Annotated in this window: 17 protein-coding genes; 6 read left to right on the plus strand and 11 right to left on the minus strand. The window is 54.5% G+C overall.

Going from position 1 to position 16,253, the window contains the following annotated elements:
* Window positions 1-40: 40 nt before the first annotated feature.
* Window positions 41-721 (plus strand): dethiobiotin synthase, encoded by a 681-nt coding sequence (gene bioD / locus KAJ71_RS08685; protein ID WP_248945348.1) that lies wholly within the window; start codon window positions 41-43, stop codon window positions 719-721.
* On the opposite strand, the gene clcB is transcribed toward bioD, so the two are convergent.
* Both clcB and KAJ71_RS08695 read right to left on the minus strand, forming a co-directional pair.
* The gene (gene clcB, locus KAJ71_RS08690; protein WP_248945349.1) at window positions 709-1,989 is read right to left on the minus strand and encodes a voltage-gated ClC-type chloride channel ClcB; all 1,281 of its coding nucleotides are present in this window, start codon (window positions 1,987-1,989) and stop codon (window positions 709-711) included. The two genes, bioD and clcB, sit on opposite strands and share 13 nt — an antisense overlap.
* A gap of 107 nt (window positions 1,990-2,096) precedes the next feature.
* Window positions 2,097-3,467, minus strand: a complete 1,371-nt coding sequence (locus tag KAJ71_RS08695) for a cytochrome c peroxidase (protein ID WP_375540730.1) — start codon at window positions 3,465-3,467, stop codon at window positions 2,097-2,099.
* A gap of 368 nt (window positions 3,468-3,835) precedes the next feature.
* Between KAJ71_RS08695 and KAJ71_RS08700 the strand changes: the two genes are divergently transcribed.
* Window positions 3,836-5,329, plus strand: coding sequence for an MDR family MFS transporter (locus tag KAJ71_RS08700; protein ID WP_248945351.1), 1,494 nt, complete (start codon window positions 3,836-3,838; stop codon window positions 5,327-5,329).
* Between the two features lie 42 nt (window positions 5,330-5,371).
* On the opposite strand, the gene KAJ71_RS08705 is transcribed toward KAJ71_RS08700, so the two are convergent.
* Window positions 5,372-5,671: a DUF1161 domain-containing protein gene (locus tag KAJ71_RS08705; protein ID WP_248945352.1), complete on the minus strand. Its 300-nt coding sequence runs from the start codon at window positions 5,669-5,671 to the stop codon at window positions 5,372-5,374.
* A gap of 77 nt (window positions 5,672-5,748) precedes the next feature.
* The gene (locus KAJ71_RS08710; RefSeq protein WP_375540726.1) at window positions 5,749-6,108 is read right to left on the minus strand and encodes a DUF1283 family protein; all 360 of its coding nucleotides are present in this window, start codon (window positions 6,106-6,108) and stop codon (window positions 5,749-5,751) included.
* Window positions 6,109-6,241: 133 nt separating this feature from the next.
* Here KAJ71_RS08710 and KAJ71_RS08715 point away from each other — a divergent pair, with 133 nt between their 5' ends.
* On the plus strand, window positions 6,242-6,568 hold the full coding sequence (locus tag KAJ71_RS08715) for a YnfA family protein (protein WP_248945353.1): 327 nt from the start codon (window positions 6,242-6,244) through the stop codon (window positions 6,566-6,568).
* 44 nt (window positions 6,569-6,612) lie between these two features.
* Here KAJ71_RS08715 and ydfG read toward each other — a convergent pair whose 3' ends face one another.
* From ydfG to KAJ71_RS08735, 4 genes are all read right to left on the minus strand, one after another.
* On the minus strand, window positions 6,613-7,359 hold the full coding sequence (ydfG, locus tag KAJ71_RS08720; RefSeq protein ID WP_248945354.1) for a bifunctional NADP-dependent 3-hydroxy acid dehydrogenase/3-hydroxypropionate dehydrogenase YdfG: 747 nt from the start codon (window positions 7,357-7,359) through the stop codon (window positions 6,613-6,615).
* Between the two features lie 65 nt (window positions 7,360-7,424).
* A complete protein-coding gene (locus KAJ71_RS08725) occupies window positions 7,425-7,949 on the minus strand; it encodes a GNAT family N-acetyltransferase (RefSeq protein WP_248945355.1) in 525 nt (174 codons plus the stop codon).
* Entirely contained in the window at window positions 7,936-9,489 is a 1,554-nt protein-coding gene (locus KAJ71_RS08730; protein WP_248945356.1) for an MFS transporter, read from the minus strand. Before KAJ71_RS08730 ends, KAJ71_RS08725 begins: the two co-directional genes overlap by 14 nt.
* A 167-nt stretch (window positions 9,490-9,656) precedes the next feature.
* Window positions 9,657-9,971, minus strand: a complete 315-nt coding sequence (locus tag KAJ71_RS08735; RefSeq protein WP_248945357.1) for an HAD-IA family hydrolase — start codon at window positions 9,969-9,971, stop codon at window positions 9,657-9,659.
* A gap of 239 nt (window positions 9,972-10,210) precedes the next feature.
* Between KAJ71_RS08735 and dcp the strand changes: the two genes are divergently transcribed.
* On the plus strand, window positions 10,211-12,373 hold the full coding sequence (gene dcp / locus KAJ71_RS08740; protein ID WP_248945358.1) for a peptidyl-dipeptidase Dcp: 2,163 nt from the start codon (window positions 10,211-10,213) through the stop codon (window positions 12,371-12,373).
* A gap of 393 nt (window positions 12,374-12,766) precedes the next feature.
* On the opposite strand, the gene nudI is transcribed toward dcp, so the two are convergent.
* From nudI to KAJ71_RS08755, 3 genes are all read right to left on the minus strand, one after another.
* On the minus strand, window positions 12,767-13,198 hold the full coding sequence (gene nudI, locus KAJ71_RS08745) for a nucleoside triphosphatase NudI (RefSeq protein WP_248945359.1): 432 nt from the start codon (window positions 13,196-13,198) through the stop codon (window positions 12,767-12,769).
* Between the two features lie 77 nt (window positions 13,199-13,275).
* On the minus strand, window positions 13,276-13,809 hold the full coding sequence (locus KAJ71_RS08750) for an SRPBCC family protein (RefSeq protein WP_248945360.1): 534 nt from the start codon (window positions 13,807-13,809) through the stop codon (window positions 13,276-13,278).
* A 4-nt stretch (window positions 13,810-13,813) separates the two neighbouring features.
* Window positions 13,814-14,161: an ArsR/SmtB family transcription factor gene (locus tag KAJ71_RS08755; protein WP_021178010.1), complete on the minus strand. Its 348-nt coding sequence runs from the start codon at window positions 14,159-14,161 to the stop codon at window positions 13,814-13,816.
* 191 nt (window positions 14,162-14,352) lie between these two features.
* On the opposite strand from KAJ71_RS08755, the gene KAJ71_RS08760 reads away from it, so the two are divergent.
* The gene (locus KAJ71_RS08760; protein WP_248945361.1) at window positions 14,353-15,177 is read left to right on the plus strand and encodes an AraC family transcriptional regulator; all 825 of its coding nucleotides are present in this window, start codon (window positions 14,353-14,355) and stop codon (window positions 15,175-15,177) included.
* A gap of 107 nt (window positions 15,178-15,284) precedes the next feature.
* A complete protein-coding gene (locus tag KAJ71_RS08765) occupies window positions 15,285-16,250 on the plus strand; it encodes a DMT family transporter (RefSeq protein ID WP_248945362.1) in 966 nt (321 codons plus the stop codon).
* The last annotated feature ends 3 nt before the right edge of the window (window positions 16,251-16,253 follow it).

The raw sequence follows: 16,253 nt of genomic DNA on the forward strand, positions 1-16,253 counted from the left end.
GATTCTTTAGGTTAACGAGGCATTTCAAGGCAATCTATTCATGTTAAAGCGTTTATTTGTTACAGGCACGGATACCGACGTAGGTAAGACAGTGGTTTCCCGCGGTTTATTGCAGGCTTTCGCCGCGCAAGGTCGCTCAGTGGCGGGTTATAAGCCCATTGCGGCACGCTGCCAGGAAACCAGTGAAGGCATCCGCAATCGAGACGCTTTAGTTTTACGGGCCTCTTCCTCATTGCCGCTCACCTATGACGAAATCAACCCGATCACCTGTCTGGATGAGGTGTTTCATGCCCATGCAACTCAGGATATTGATTACGGACTGATGAGCCGTGGTTTGCATCATCTCGCCGCTAAAGCTGATACGGTAGTGGTAGAGGGCTGCGGCGGCTGGCGGGTATTGATGAACGATCTCCGTCCTTATGCCGAGTGGGTGGTGCAGGAACAACTGCCGGTTATCCTGGTGGTCGGGATCAAACTGGGCTGTGTCAGCCATGCGCTATTGACCGCACAGGCAATTATTAACGATGGCTTACCATTGCTGGGCTGGGTGGCTAATCGAATCAACCCCGGTTTAGCCCACTATGCAGAAACTATCGATGCGATGCAGCAGCGCATTCCGGCTCCGTTGCTGGGTGAGATCCCGTATCTGCCGCGCGCGGAACAACGTGAGCTGGCACAGTATCTGGACGTTTCGCAGCTGGTTGATCGTTACGCGTTGTGATAAACCGACAGCGGGCGTAGCCCGCGAGCAATGGTAGTGGCGATAACGCAAGCCAACAGAATGCCTGGCAGCAGGGTATATTCCCCGGTCATCTCAAACACCATTAATGCCGCCATAATTGGCGCATGAGTGGTGGCAGCCAGCAATGTCGCCATACCGGTCAGTGCCAGCAGAATGGGCACTGCAGTACCCAACTCGGGCCATAGGCCAAACATCTGGCCCACTACCGAGCCCAGTGCGGCCCCCACGAATAATGTCGGCGTAAACACGCCACCAGGTGCACCTGAGCCACTGCTGGCCAACAGGGCTAACAGTTTGCAAATCAGGATCGCACTGACCAGCAGTATCCCCGGTGGGGCCGAGAGTAAGGATTGCACCACGCTATAGCCATTTCCCCAGACTTCGGGATACAGCAAGGAAAGCAACCCAACGATCAGCCCGCCAAGTGCCAGCTGTAACGGCGGTATGAGGTTGAGCGAACGAAACGCCCTCCCGCTGGCTGCCATTGCCCACAGAAAGAGCGGGCCACAAACTCCCGCCAGTACGCCCACCAAAGCCATTAACAGATACTGCACCGGCCAGGGAGCAGCAAGCGGCTCCACGATATAGAGCGGAGCCTGGCCACCGTTCAGCAGGTTGGTCATCAGCAGCGCGCTCACGGCGGCGATCACCACCGGGCCAAGCGAGGCTAGCATCAGGGAGCCAAACAGAATTTCCGCGATAAACAGGCTACCCGCCAACGGGGCATGATAGGCGCTAGCCATCCCGGCGGCGGCAGCGCAAGCCACCCACAATTTCCATTCTTTCGCCGGGGTAAAGCGCTGGGCAAATACCGAACCTACCAACGCCCCCAGCAGGATCATCGCCCCCTCGCGGCCAATGGTGCTGCCGCTGGAAACCACCAACAGCGAGGCCAGGCATTTTATCAGGCTGGCGTTAACGGCCAACCGTCCGTCGCCGGTTTCAATCGCTTCCATATAATCCGTTGGAGCGATGGGTTTTTGATGCTGGTAACGCTGGTAGATCCACAACAAAAAGCCAGCGGCCAATCCACCCAACGCTGGCGTCAACGCTCTGCGCCATCCGGGCAGTGCAGCAGCAGCGGCTACCAAACTGCCTTCATCGTGATCCAGCAACAGCCATTCAAGCCCGAACATGGCGCGGTGAAATAACCACACGGCCAGCGCAGCACAAATGCCGAGTAGGACGGCAATAAACAGATGGCGCAGCAGGGCGCGATAGTGGTGCAGAGGGACTAATTGATTCATGTGTCGGCAGATGATGAAGAATAAGAGGCTCAGGTGGGCATTGTGCTTGTCTACCCACCTGAAAACCAGAGAATCTTTATCAGATCCCTGGCGTTGTGGCTAAAGTATTAACCGCCTGGAGGCGTTGCAGGTTGATATTTACCGCTCATGCCTTCCAACAGCGCGACCAGATCCTTGATATCGCTGTCTGGCAGGGTAACACCAACCTGATAAGTCAGCATATCCTTGACCGCCTGATGCAGAGAAGTCACGCTGCCGTCATGGAAGTAAGGGGCGGTTTGGGCAATGTTACGTAAGGTCGGGGTTTTGAAACGGTGGCGGTCGCTATCATTTTTAGTGACGTTGTAACGACCAAGGTCGGCCTCGGTAGAGTTACCGCGAGCGGTAAAGTAATCCGCTTTCAGCCCCATCACCTCATAAGATTGGCCGCCAAGGTTGACCCCGGTATGGCAGGTGCCACATTTGTTTTGCTGGAACAGCTGGTAGCCGTGCTTCTGTTGAGCCGTCAGGGCGTCACTATCGCCCTTCAGGTAACGGTCAAACGGGCTGTCTGGCGTGATTAGCGTTTTTTCGAACTCGGCAATGGCGTCGGTAATGTTATCGCCGGTGAAGCCGTTAGCATAGACGCGCCGGAAATCGGCCTTCAACAAAGCGTCCTGATCCAGTTTAGCGATGATTTCATCCCAGGACTCAGAGGCCATCTCGATCGGGTTCATTGGCGGGCCACCGGCCTGGGCCTGTAAATCTGTCGCTCGACCATCCCAGAACTGCGCCATATTGAAAGCCGCATTAAACACCGTCGGGGCGTTGATTGGCCCGACCTGATCGCCAACTCCTAGCGATGAGACGCGGCCATCCACGCCGCCTTCGCCCAGCTTATGGCAGTGGGCACACGAGATGCTGTTATCTTTCGACAGGCGAGGATCGTGGAACAGCCGGAAGCCCAGTGCCACTTTCTGCGGATCGGTAGGTAACGAGGCTGGCACCGGCCGTAAGGCGGCACCACGCAGTTCTGCTGGCGTATCCGGCAGGGTATAGAACTGCTCGCGCTGTTGACGGGCCCAGCTCAGTAGTTCATTGCGATCGCTGTCGCTAACGTTTCCAGCCCAGTGGACCATCTTATACATTGGCGGAGGCATCTCCTGGCTTTGCAGCACGGCTTCCAGCTTTGCCAGATCCACTTCCGGCACTGCGGTTTTTTGTTGCAGGGCGGAGCGGGTAGCAGCGAGGTTGAAATGCTGATTTCCACTGAGGATATCCTGCGCCATAATTTGTTTGGCGATAGGCAACTCGGCATAGAAGGGAAGCTGAGCCGAGTTGGAGTGGCAATAGTCACAGCCATTGCGGGTTAATAGGGTATCGATTTGATTGCCAGCAACGACGGGGTTACGCTGTTGATCGTAATGGTAGACATAGCCGACGGTCCCCAAATAGCCGACGACGGCGGTTACGGCACATCCCAGAATAATTTTTTTAATCATGTTCTCGCTCCAATGAGTTGACTGCCAAAAAACCCTACATATAAAGAGGTAATAAAAGGGGCAATCGGATTGTCATGGCTAGGGGCGGTTGGCAACTTGATTAAAATCAATCACTATCATTGGTGTACGCTATCGTTCGGATAGGTTCTGACGATGAAGCAGGCGTGGCGAGGCTCACAGGCTATTTCTAAGAAATACCTTATTATTCAATATGGTGACTATTTTTAGGTGACGCTGTCACAATTTATTTCATTGGTGCGTTGTTGCGGTATTTTGGTGCACGACATCCCCTGACAAACTACAGAATATGCCTTGGCTGTTATAATCCGGGGAAAATAAAAGACATAGGGACACATAATAAACTGATGACCACTAACACTTCTCCGAGCACTGTCCAAGTAGCTCATCGGCCGTTGATCCTGTTTGCCTGCATACTGGCGATGTTCATGTCTGCCATCGAGGCCACCATTGTCGCCACCGCGATGCCGACGATTATTGGCGACCTGGGTGGTTTTTCGTTGCTGGGCTGGGTGTTTTCGGTCTATTTACTGGCTCAGGCTATTACCATCCCGATCTACGGACGATTGGCGGACTTATACGGCCGGAAACCCCTCTTTTTCTTTGGGGCGACGCTGTTCCTGCTCGGATCGATCCTGTGCGGTTTTTCATCGAATATGTATTGGCTGATTGCCTTCCGCTTGCTGCAAGGGCTGGGCGCCGGGGCAATCATGCCGATCGCCACCACCGTAATCGCCGATATTTACAGCGCCACCGAGCGGCCAAAAGTTATGGGCTATCTCTCCAGCGTCTGGGGTGTTTCGGCCATTCTTGGCCCGTTACTGGGTGCGTTTATCGTGCAACACACGTCTTGGGCTTTGGTATTTTGGGTCAACCTGCCCATTGGCCTGCTGGCGATGTATTTCCTGGGACGCTACCTGCCAGACCTTAAACAGGGGCGCAAACATGCGTTGGATCTGGCGGGAACGGCTTGGCTGACGATCTTTGTCGCTGCATTACTGCTATCACTCTTGCAGGCGGAAATGCTGGGAGGGTGGATCATACCACTGCTGGCGTTGGCGTTAGTGGCGCTGAGACTGTTAATTCGTCAGGAGCGTCGTACTCCTGAACCATTGTTCCCGCTGGCCCTGTGGCAAAACCGCGTGATTGTGGCTGGCAATATCGGCGGCGTGGTGATCGGTGCTGCCATGATGGGGATCAGCGCCTTCTTGCCAACCTTTATCCAGGGTGTGAAGGGCGGAACTCCGCTGGAAGCCGGAACCACGTTGGCCTTGATGTCGATTGGCTGGCCGCTGGCCAGTATGCTGAGCGGGCGTTTGATGCTGCTGACTTCTTATCGCACCACGGCACTGCTTGGTGCGCTGCTGTTGGCGGCCGGTGGCTTTATCCTGCTGCTATTACAGCCTTCGGGTGGGTTACTGTGGGGGCGGGTTGCGGCGTTTATCATCGGGGTCGGTATGGGGTTGTGCAATACCACCTTCCTGGTCTCGGTACAGAATGCGGCACATTACAGTATTCGCGGTATCGCAACCGCCTGCACGGTATTCACCAGGATGGTCGGATCGGCCATCGGCACTGCCATTCTTGGGGCCACGTTGAATATCAACCTGCATTTGCGTCTGCCACAAACGGTTGATCCGGTGCAGCAGTTGATGGAACCAGAAGTACGCAACACCATGCGGCCTGAGGCGCTGGCGGATCTCATTGGGCATGTCGCCGCCTCAATGCATTGGGTATTTCTGGTCTCGGCGTTGATATCGCTGTTTGCCTTGGGTGCCGCTATGCTGATCCCTGCTCGTCATAGGCCGCAGGGCGAAGGTGAAGAGATTAAACAGGCGTAACAAAGAAGAGGGGCGCAGTAACGAACTGCGCCCTTGAGCCGGTTACTGCGGGGCTTGAGTATCCTGGCTGGTGCCAGTTTGCGCCGCGTCGCCGCTGTCGTCGCCATTATTCAGGCGGGTATAGACAATTTTCTGCGTGTCTTGACCACAATGGCCAACCACCTGTCCACCGGCAAGGTTCGCCTGATCGTTAGGCACGATCTCCAGCTTGAAGCCGGATTCCGGCACGCCGTTATTGACAATCTTCTGGGCAATATCCGCCTTTATGCTCTCACATGAGGCAAAAGCGGCCAGCGGCGCGGTGGCTAACAGCAGTACACCTACTACAAGCGCTTTTTTCATCATTCTATCCTTATTTGAGCATGATAATCTTTATCAGGATAACAGCATTAGGTTGAATAGTTGACCTTTGCTGGCGATTACTGAGTTACTGGACGGCCAGTCGTGCGATCCAGACACTTACGGGTTGAAGGCTCCCAATAAGCGTTGACGTTGTAGCTGTTATCACAACGATCTTCGGCATCAATAGCGCGGTCAACCTTGTCAAACTCTTTCTCGACGCGGGTGTTGACCTTACCGCGCAGCGACTTGGTTTCGTTCCACTGCTCTTTGCTTTGGCGAGCCTGTTCATTGCTCATGGCTGGGCCGCCGGTGCCGTCAACTGTGACGCAGGTGCTGCCCTGGGTGCAAGTGGCTGCGAAGGCGGGAGCCTGCCAGGCACCGGCCAGCAATAACATGGTGATCGGTAACATCAGGCGCGGAAGGGAAAGTAATTTCATTGTTTCATCCTTATAAGTGAGTGTTGCATCCACCAGCAACACTGGCTGTAGCATGGCTTAAATATATCACTGTGCTGTTATATAGCACCAGCGCGTCGCCTTGTTCGTTTAATTTAGTGAGAGAATACCGTTAATGTTAAAAACCACTTTACTGTTTTTTGCCACGGCATTGGCCGAAATCATTGGCTGTTTCTTGCCGTATCTGTGGCTAAAGAAAAACGCCAGCGCCTGGCTGTTGCTGCCTGCGGCCCTCAGCCTGATGATGTTTGTCTGGTTGTTGACGTTGCATCCGGCAGCCAGCGGGCGAGTCTATGCCGCCTATGGTGGAGTCTATGTGGCAACGGCGCTGCTTTGGCTACGGGTGGTAGATGGCGTGAAGTTGTCGACCATGGATTGGTTGGGGGCCGGGGTGGCACTGCTGGGGATGCTGATTATCGTTTCCGGCTGGCGCACTGCGTGAAGCATGAAATGGCAGGGCTGGTGTCCTGCCATAGGATAGGACGATTAACCGCGATGAATGCTCAGCCCGGCAAAGGACTGGCTGACCGGCATCATTTCCAAGGTATTGATATTGACGCGGGCAGGCAGCGTTGCCACCCAGAATACCGCTTCGGCAACATCATCCGGCGTTAGGGCATCCACCCCTTGATAGGTTTTATCTACCTTGCCGTCATCCCCTTTAAAGCGCACGTTGGAGAACTCAGTGCCGCCAACCATACCTGGCTCAATATCGGTAACGCGGATATGGGTACCATGCAGATCGGCGCGCAGACCCAGGCTGAACTGTTTAACAAAGGCCTTGGTAGCACCGTAAACGTTACCACCGGCATAAGGCCAGTTGGCGGCAGTGGAACCGATGTTGATCACATGGCCAACGTTGCGCTCCACCATGGCTGGTAGCAGCGCGCGGGTCATGTTGACCAACCCTTTGGTGTTGGTATCGATCATGGTTTCCCAGTCGTCCGCATTGGCTTTGTGCGCAGGCTCCAGGCCCAACGCCAGGCCGGCGTTATTCACCAGAACGTCGATATTGCGCAGCGCAGCGGGTAACTCTTCGATGGCTTGCTGGATCGCCGCACGGTTGCGGACATCCAAACGCACGATATGCAGTGTTTCACCAAGTTCTGCTTGCAGCGCCTCTAGGCGCTCCACACGACGACCAGTGGCAATCACCTGATGGCCTTCACCTATAAATTTGCGGGCAATTGCCTCACCAAAACCGGAGGTAGCGCCCGTGACAAAAATAATCATGCTGCTGTTCCTTAACTGTTTTTAGCTTGCATCCACTCTAACGCGGTTGCGTTAACCCTGCAATTTTAACCGTTGATAGCCGGCACGTGGTAAACCACACAGTCATATTTGATATTCTCGCGGCGGCCTTGTACGGCACCGCCCAGCGATTCGGCAATGCGGCGGCTTGGCGTATTCTGCTCGGCGACGGGATAGATAAAGTACGGTGGGTGGTAGCGCTCGCTGGCCCAGGTAGCCATGGCATGCACGATTTCGCGCCCATAACCCAAGCCATGCAGATTTTCTTTCACCCAGATGCCTAGTTCTGGTGTCTCGCTGTGCAGATTATGCACACCGCCCAGACCGACGAACTGCTTGCTGTCACGCAGCCGGGCCACAAAGATGACTTCTTCGCCTTCGCGGATCAACGGCAGCCAGCCTTCCCAGACGTTGGCAAATGCCTCGGGAGACTCTTCTGGTTCAAAGGTTAAAAAACGCGTTAGCGTAGGGGTGATCGCCTGGTAAACATCGTCGGCGTCTGCTGCGGTAAAGGGGGCAATCAACAACCGATCGGTATTCACACGGCACTGAGTAAGGTCACTGTGCATCATTATTATTACCTCGCTTTTCAGGCCTAAAACGGCAAAAATCCGCTCCCGTTAAAACGGGGCGGATCGTCGATATTACGTTGATTAGCGGCAGATGCGACTTATTTTTCTTGGTTGCCATCGATTTTTCAGATGTGGTGGGCGTGTTTTTCCTTTGGCGGATTTCATTGCCCGCTTCCGCGCCCAGCGTAAAGCTATCCAGCACCGCCAACAGGGCGATGACGCCAATCACCATAAAGGCCAGTTGGAAATCGGCCAGCGCCACCACGCCCTGTTGCTGCGGCATCAGCATCTCTGCCAACCGTAGCGCCAGTGCGCCGATGGCGATACCCAGGCCGCTGCCCATCTGTTGGGCCATATTGAACAGCGTGTTGGCGCCGCTCATACGCGGTTGCGGCACTTCGGAAAAGGCCAGCGTATTCAGCGCAGTGAACTGCATCGAGCGGGTCAAACCGCTGACAAACAGCAGTGCCAGGATCAGCCAGGTGGGGGTCTGCGGGGTTAGTAGCGCGCAGGCAAAAATGGTGGCAGCATTGAGTAAGCCGTTGACCACCAGCGTGGTACGAAAGCGGAACCGGTAGAGGATCGGTGAGGTGAACGGCTTCATCACCAGATTACCGGCAAACACTGCCAGCACCAGCAACCCCGCATCGAAGGCATTCAGCCCAAAGCCGATTTGGAACAGCAAGGGCAGCAGGAAGGGCACGGCTCCAATGGCGATGCGGAACAGAGTGCCGCCCTTAATAGTGACGGCGTAACTTTTTATCCGCATCGCCCAGAGATCTATTAAGGGATAAGTATGACGTTTAGCGTGACGTATCGCCAGGCTTCCCAGTGCCAGGCTACCAGCCAGACATAACAGCGGTACCAGCCAGGAAAGCTGCGGGCTGTTGATCAGATCCAGCCCAAACATCAACCCGAAGCAGGCGACGCCGGTAAGCGCAAAACCCAATCCATCAAAGGGGACCCCTTTCTGCGTGGGTTCACGAGGGATCAAACGCCAGGCGAAGAACAGGGCCAACAGGCCAAGCGGTACGTTGAGGATAAAAATCCAGTGCCAAGACGCGTAGGTGGTGATGAAACCGCCTACCGGTGGCCCCAGGATCGGGGCTGCTAAACCTGGCCAGGTGATGGTAGCAATGGCGTTGATCAGATCGGATTTGGCGGTATTGCGCAGTACCACCAGGCGGCCAACTGGTACCATAAGCGCGCCGCCGAAGCCTTGCAGGATACGAGCGGCGGTAAACTGCGGTAAGGTGGTACTGAGGGCACATAGCACCGAGGCCAGGGTAAAAATAACGATGGCGGCGGTGAAAATATTACGGGCACCAAAGCGGTTGGCGATCCAGCCGCTAGCGGGGATAAACACCGTCAGGGTCAGAATATAGGCAGAAACCCCGATGTTCATATCTACCGGCTGTACGCCAAAGGCTGCCGCCATTTGCGGCATCGCGGTGACGATCACCGTGCCGTCCAGGTTTTCCATAAAGAATGCCCCGGCAACCAGCAAGGGGAGCGCGCTAGCGCGGGAGAACCAGCTCATGGACGGCTCAGGCAGGAGAACGGTAAATAGGCAGACATAAACAGAAATCCCGTTTTAAAAATCACAACGTCGGATTTTTGAGCATAACGCATCACGGGGAGGTTAAAAAGAAGTTAATTGGCTGATTATTAGCAGGCGCATCAAATGTACCCGCTATAATGTTGACGTCACCAGGAAAAGTGGATGATATCGTCGATAAATTCGGCTTTAAAGCTGCTCAGGTCGGCTACGGTGGCCTTGATTTGCGGGGAGGAAATCGGCATGCCGTTACCGATGACGATCACTTGTCCTCCGGCTGCAAGGGCTGAGTTTACGCCAGAAATTGCATCTTCAAAAATCATGCATTTCTGCACCGGCAAGCCAAATCTGGCTGCCGCCATCAGATAGGGCTCTGGATGGGGTTTTCCGTGCACGATATCTTCCGAAGTGATCATCATGTGCGGTCGTGGGATGCCTGCGCTGACCACGCTTTGCATCGACATTGGTTGCCCAATAACAACAGAGTGGCTGCAGGCTCTTGTTGACGGAAATCAATAGATAGTTTAAACCACCGCCGGAATGTAAAAAATGCGATCCCGATGGGCCGCACGAAACCGCAGAGTGTGGAGGGGATCTCTTTGTGAAGTACTTAAGCCTAAGCTAGGCTATGTTGCTGAATTTGCAGTTTCTATCCAAGTGGACGCAGCGTCCCTACATTAAGACATGGAGGAGTTTCGATTTGATGCGTTTATCAACCCTGGTACTGGCGATTGGCGTTGCGCTAAGCACGCCCGCGCTGGCAGAAACGAACACCCAGACTAAGGAGGCGAAAGTGGCCGGAGAAGTTAAGCAGGATAAGCAGGGAGAAAACCCGTTCTTTGCCACCAGTCAGTTACCCTTCCAAGCCCCTCGCTTTGATGTCATCAGCGAAAGCGATTATGCCCCGGCCATCGCCGCCGGTATCCAGCAGAAACTGGCAGAAGTCGAAAAAATCGCCAATAACCCGGCAGAACCTACGTTTGACAATACCTTCGTAGCGCTGGAAAAGAGTGGCGCACTGCTGACACGCACCATGAACGTGTTTGGCGCGATGACCTCCGCCAATACCAGCGACGCGCTGCAAAAGCTGGATGAAGAAACCTCACCGAAGCTGGCGGCGTTAGATGATGCCATCATGCTGAACGGCAAACTGTTTGCGCGCATCAAGACGATTTACGATCGGCGTGACAGCCTCAAATTGGATGCCGAGTCCCTGAGACTGGTAGAGGTGACCTACAAGAACTATGTGCTGGCCGGGGCCAACCTGAGTGACGCGGATAAAACCCAACTGAAAGCGTTGAACCAGGAAGCGGCGACGCTGAGCACCCAGTTTACCAATAAATTACTGGTTGCCAGCAAAAACGGTGCGCTGGCGCTCGGAGATAAAACCCTGCTGGCCGGGCTTTCAGAGGGCGAGCTGGCAGCCGCCGCACAGGCAGCCAGCGAACGTAAGTTGGATAAGCAATGGCTCTTGGTGTTGCAAAACACCACTCAACAGCCCGATTTGCAGAACCTGAAAGATCGCGATACCCGCCAAAAATTGTTCGAAGCGTCGATCAACCGCGCAGAGAAAAATGACGCCAACGATACCCGCCAAACCTTGGCGCGCTTAGCCAAGGTGCGTGCCGAGCAGGCCAAACTGCTGGGTTTCCCGAACTATGCTGCCTGGAAGTTGCAAAATCAGATGGCGAAAACCCCGGATGCGGCATTGGCGTTTATGCGTGATATCGTGCCTGCCGCCACGGCCCGGGCAGAGCGCGAAGCCAAAGATATTCAGGCCGTGATCGATCGGCAAAACGGCGGCTTTAAGCTGGCTGCCTGGGATTGGCAGTTCTATGCCGAGCAGGTACGTAAAGAGAAGTACGATCTGGATGAATCACAGATCAAGCCTTACTTTGAGATGAACAACGTGCTGCATAACGGCGTATTCTACGCCGCCAATTTGCTGTACGGCATCAGCTTTAAAGAGCGCAAAGATATCCCGGTTTATCATCCGGACGTGCGGGTATACGAGGTATTTGATAAAGACGGTCAGTCTCTGGCGCTGTTCTACACCGATTTCTTTAAGCGTGACAACAAGGGCGGTGGCGCCTGGATGAGCAACTTCGTTGAGCAGTCAAAACTCAACGGTACTAAGCCGGTGATCTACAACGTTTCCAACTTCACCAAACCCGCTGCGGGCCAACCGGCGTTGCTATCCTATGATGATGTGATCACCCTGTTCCACGAGTTTGGCCATGCGCTGCACGGTATGTTTGCCGATCAGCAATACCCAAGCTTGTCTGGCACCAACACTGCCCGCGATTTTGTCGAGTTCCCGTCGCAGTTTAACGAGCACTGGGCCAGCGATCCTAAGGTATTCGCCCACTTTGCCAAGCATTACCAAACGGGTGAAGCAATGCCGCAGGAACTGGTTGATAAAATCAACAAGGCCGACAAGTTCAACAAGGGCTACGCCATGACCGAGTTGCTGGCCGCCGCGCTGCTGGATATGCATTGGCACATGCTGGGCGCCGATCAACCGCAGCAAGACGTGGACAAGTTCGAAGCTGCATCGCTGCGTCAGGACAAGATCGATCTCAGCTATGTGCCACCGCGCTATCGCTCCAGCTATTTCCAGCACATCTGGGGCAACGGCTATGCCGCTGGTTATTACGCCTATCTGTGGACGGAAATGTTGGCCGATGACGCCTTCCAGTGGTTCAGCGATAACGGCGGGTTAACGGCAGAGAATGGCCAACGCTTCCGCGACCAGGTGTTGTCGCAGGGCAACAGCCAGGATCTGGAAAAGCTTTACGTTAAGTGGCGTGGGCAGGAGCCGAGCATTGAACCGATGTTGATCAACCGCGGGCTGAAAGATAAGTAACGACCGTTTAACGCTCTCCGAGGGCAGGTGACTGCTCTCGGATTGTTATAACCCATGTTATGAAAGAGGATTTTGTTAGGCCGATCGTTTTTCTATGCAACCGAAATTAACCACAACAAGATTAATCCTTGTAATTAACAGAGGTGCCAACACTCGTTGGGATAAATGACGCCAAAACCCATCCTATTGTTTTAATGAATTAAAATCCCACCTCCGTATAAAAACCATAAGAAAAGGCGTTTTAAGCCGGGGTTAATATGATTAACGTCACAGATTAAGCGCTGAAAACGGCGGGGTGACATCTTACGATCATAATCTCAACTCCGAAAGTTGTCGCTTTACTGTTGTCGGGTTCCGATTTAAAAGTGTTAATTATGGTTAGGGTGAGGGGCATCATGACTCCAACAACCCACGCTGGCGTAGCGTGAATCGGGTCGCTTCATTCAGGTCGTAGCTGGCCAACTCTTCCTTCTGTACCCAGGCATATTCTTCAAACTCATCATTAAGCGTGATGGTGCGGTTGGCCGCGTGGCAGTCAAAAATCAGGTAAATCATATAGATTTGCTCTTTGCTGCCATCTTCGTAGGTCTTCACCCGCACGTCGTCGCGGAACGTCCAGGGTTGAATGTGATCCAGCACCAGATCGCTACCCAGTTCTTCACTTACTTCTCGACGCAACGCCTGCTCGATGGTTTCCCCTGGCTCGGTACCGCCGCCGGAGAGCGCCCACTGGCCGGGGAATACCCCTTTATGGGCCGCCATTTTGCACAGCAGATAGGCGTTATCGTTTTCAATTAACGGGCAAACAATAATACGTTGACGCATCGTAACTCCATGTTTCAAGGGCATCAGATTGATGAGGTAATCCTGGGATGAGAACTGCTATCCTCATCCTGTTGGTCTTACAGTTTGGCCCGGTACTCGTCTTCCAGCCGGCTCATGGATTCCCAGAATGGGCGTGGCGTACGTTGTTGCAGGAGATCGGCCAGCAGATCCAAATGGGTATGCCAGCCGCTGGCGACGCTGAGCAAGGTATCACGGTTGGCCAGGCGGCGATGGGTAAGAGTCAACAGCACCTTATCCTCTTGCTCGGTCAGTTCAATAGTGACTTCAGAAGGACGAGTTTCCCCAGTCTCTGCCCAGGTAAAGCTCACCAGGCGCGGTGGCAGAATACAGGTGATATGACCCACCTGGGAGATCTTACCGGCACAGGATTTGTATTTTGCTGGCGGTTTCTCATCCTCACCGGCCAAATCGGCATTGCAGAACAGTAGCTCGATCTTGGCCCCGACCTGCATGGGCATCTCACCGGCGGCCAGCCAACTGGCACGTTTATCCGATTCGATCAGGTAGGCCCAGACGCGCTTGAGCGGGCCGGGCAGCAGCCGCTGGATCCGCAGCGTACCGGTTTCAATAATCATACCGTAGTCGTTCATGGGTTCACTCCGTCGGAGGATGCGAGTCGGCCTGCAGCAGCGCTTGTTCTAGCGCGTCTAGCCGCTCATTCCAGAAATGTTCGTAGGTTTGCAGCCACTGCATGGCCTGCACCATCGGCTCAGGGGCGAGCCGGCAGATATGGTTTCTTCCCTGCACGGTGCGTTGCACCAGCCCGGCAAGCTCCAGCGCTTTGATATGCTTGGAAGCTCCGGCAAACGACATCTCGAACGGCGCAGCCAATTCACCGATGCTGTGTTCGCCTTCGGCCAATGTGCGCAGAATGGCGCGCCTTGTCGGGTCAGCCAGTGCGTGGAAAATGGCGTCCAGCGGTGAGGAAGATAATTTAACCATATGGTTAAATATAGAACGTCAGCGTCAATACTCAACCTGTTCGTTGAATATTTTTTAACCTTGTCACATTAAAAGTATGGGCATATAGGGGGGGAGGCTGACAATGGCCGTACTGGTACCAGATTTCTGGCGTGACGTAGCCCATTATGGTTTTATGGAGTAACCCAATAAAGATAACAGGAGCCAGGGAAGTGCAAGGTGTGCCAGAACAGTTTCCGTTTGAGAAAGATCGCGCCCAGTTCCGGCATTTGCCGCAGTTGCCGGGTGTGGAACTTTATCAGGCCCATATCGATCGCTATGCGTTTGAGCCACACGTCCATGATGCGTTTGGCATCGGCACGGTGGAAGCCGGGGCGGAGCGCTTTCGCTACCGTGGGGCACAACATTTAGCCGCCCCGGGTGCCTTGGTGCTGATGAATCCGGACGAGCTGCATACCGGTGAAGCGGAAACGGCAGGCGGTTGGAACTATCGGATGATCTATCTGGAGCCTGCGGCGCTGGAGCGGATTTCCGGTGAGAAGGGCTGTTGGTTCCACGACGTGATCCAACATGATGCGGTGGCGGCCAAGCGGCTTTCGCATACGCTGGCCGCATTATGGCAAACCCGGGACACGCTAGCGCTCGATAGCCTACTGCTTTCCGTCGTTGATATTTTCCGTCCCCACATACGTATTGCTCAACCGCAGCAGAGTGAAGCCGCTCACCGCATGGTGGTAGTGAAGGAGTATCTGCGGGATAACTACGCTTCCCCGATTACCTTGAGCGATCTGGCGGCGTTGGTCTCGCTCAGCCCGTACCACTTCCAGCGTAAATTCAAAGCGCAATTCCATGTCACCCCACATCAGATGCTGATGGCGATCCGGCTTGAGCAGGCCAAGCAGATGCTCGGGCGGGGAATGCCTGCGGCCCAGGTGGCCGTAGCTGTGGGGTTAACCGATCAGGCACATCTCACCAAAGCGCTGGTCAATCGTTACGGTGTCACGCCTGCGCGCTACCAAAAGCAGGTGATGCGTTAACTTCTGCCGCGAAAGCGAGCGTAAAACAGCAACCTGGTACAATATTCTGCCCCCACGTCCCTCTATCCTGATGCCACTTGAGTATGGCTGTTGATGATGGAGTCACTATGTTTGTCGGTGTGATGTTTGCCCTGATTGCCGGGTTGATGTGGGGTCTGATATTTATTGGCCCGCTATTGGTGCCGGACTACCCAGCCGCGTTGCAATCCACCGGGCGCTATCTGGCTTTTGGTCTTGTCGTGCTGCCGCTGGCCTGGCTGGATCGCCACCGTCTGCGTCAGTTGCTGGCAAAAGATTGGCTAGAGGCGTTAAAACTGACCGCAATTGGTAATCTGCTGTATTACCTGTGCTTGGCCAGTGCGATCCAGCGTACCGGAGCGCCGATATCAACCATGATTATCGGCACGTTACCGGTGGTGATATCGGTCGCCGCCAATCTGTTTTATGGCCATCACGACGGCCGTCTCTCCTGGCGAAAATTGACCCCGGCCTTGCTGGTGATTGCCCTGGGGTTGGTGTTGGTTAACGTTGCGGAACTGCAGGGCAATAGCGAGCCTATTGATGTCTGGCGTTATACCAGCGGCTTGGGATTGGCACTATTAGCGGTGGCGTGTTGGACCTGGTTCCCTCTGCGTAACGCGCGTTGGTTACGCGACAACCCGGATAAACGCCCCGCGACCTGGGCCACGGCACAAGGGATTGTGACCTTACCTTTGGCGTTGATGGGCTATTTGCTGGTTTGCGGGCAATTGGCGCTGACACAACCGCAGTTCGCACTGCCGTTTGGCCCTAGGCCGGAGGTATTTATCCCGTTAATGATCGCTATTGGCGTTTTGTGTTCCTGGTTAGGTACGTTGTGCTGGAACGAGGCGAGTCAGCGTTTACCGACGGTGCTGCTTGGGCCGCTGATCGTGTTCGAGATCCTGGCAGGATTGGCCTATACCTTTATGCTGCGCCATACCTGGCCGCCATTGCTGACGCTATGTGGTATCGCTTGTTTGATGATTGGGGTGATTTATGCCATGCGCATTAAATTGGAACCGATGGTCGTTGCGTTGGAGGAGACACGCTGACAA

The sequence above is a fragment of the Serratia silvae genome, from assembly GCF_023282985.1.
GTDB classification, from domain to species: Bacteria; Pseudomonadota; Gammaproteobacteria; order Enterobacterales; family Enterobacteriaceae; genus Chania; species Chania silvae.

Bases quoted from the DNA above. Each gene is read 5' to 3' on its own strand.
- bioD (WP_248945348.1), top strand. From the start codon at position 41: ATGTTAAAGCGTTTATTTGTTACAGGCACGGATACCGACGTAGGTAAG.
- clcB (WP_248945349.1), bottom strand. From the start codon at position 1,989: ATGAATCAATTAGTCCCTCTGCACCACTATCGCGCCCTGCTGCGCCAT.
- KAJ71_RS08700 (WP_248945351.1), top strand. From the start codon at position 3,836: ATGACCACTAACACTTCTCCGAGCACTGTCCAAGTAGCTCATCGGCCG.
- KAJ71_RS08705 (WP_248945352.1), bottom strand. From the start codon at position 5,671: ATGAAAAAAGCGCTTGTAGTAGGTGTACTGCTGTTAGCCACCGCGCCG.
- KAJ71_RS08710 (WP_375540726.1), bottom strand. From the start codon at position 6,108: ATGAAATTACTTTCCCTTCCGCGCCTGATGTTACCGATCACCATGTTA.
- KAJ71_RS08715 (WP_248945353.1), top strand. From the start codon at position 6,242: ATGTTAAAAACCACTTTACTGTTTTTTGCCACGGCATTGGCCGAAATC.
- ydfG (WP_248945354.1), bottom strand. From the start codon at position 7,359: ATGATTATTTTTGTCACGGGCGCTACCTCCGGTTTTGGTGAGGCAATT.
- KAJ71_RS08725 (WP_248945355.1), bottom strand. From the start codon at position 7,949: ATGATGCACAGTGACCTTACTCAGTGCCGTGTGAATACCGATCGGTTG.
- KAJ71_RS08730 (WP_248945356.1), bottom strand. From the start codon at position 9,489: ATGAGCTGGTTCTCCCGCGCTAGCGCGCTCCCCTTGCTGGTTGCCGGG.
- KAJ71_RS08735 (WP_248945357.1), bottom strand. From the start codon at position 9,971: ATGTCGATGCAAAGCGTGGTCAGCGCAGGCATCCCACGACCGCACATG.
- dcp (WP_248945358.1), top strand. From the start codon at position 10,211: ATGCGTTTATCAACCCTGGTACTGGCGATTGGCGTTGCGCTAAGCACG.
- nudI (WP_248945359.1), bottom strand. From the start codon at position 13,198: ATGCGTCAACGTATTATTGTTTGCCCGTTAATTGAAAACGATAACGCC.
- KAJ71_RS08750 (WP_248945360.1), bottom strand. From the start codon at position 13,809: ATGAACGACTACGGTATGATTATTGAAACCGGTACGCTGCGGATCCAG.
- KAJ71_RS08755 (WP_021178010.1), bottom strand. From the start codon at position 14,161: ATGGTTAAATTATCTTCCTCACCGCTGGACGCCATTTTCCACGCACTG.
- KAJ71_RS08765 (WP_248945362.1), top strand. From the start codon at position 15,285: ATGTTTGTCGGTGTGATGTTTGCCCTGATTGCCGGGTTGATGTGGGGT.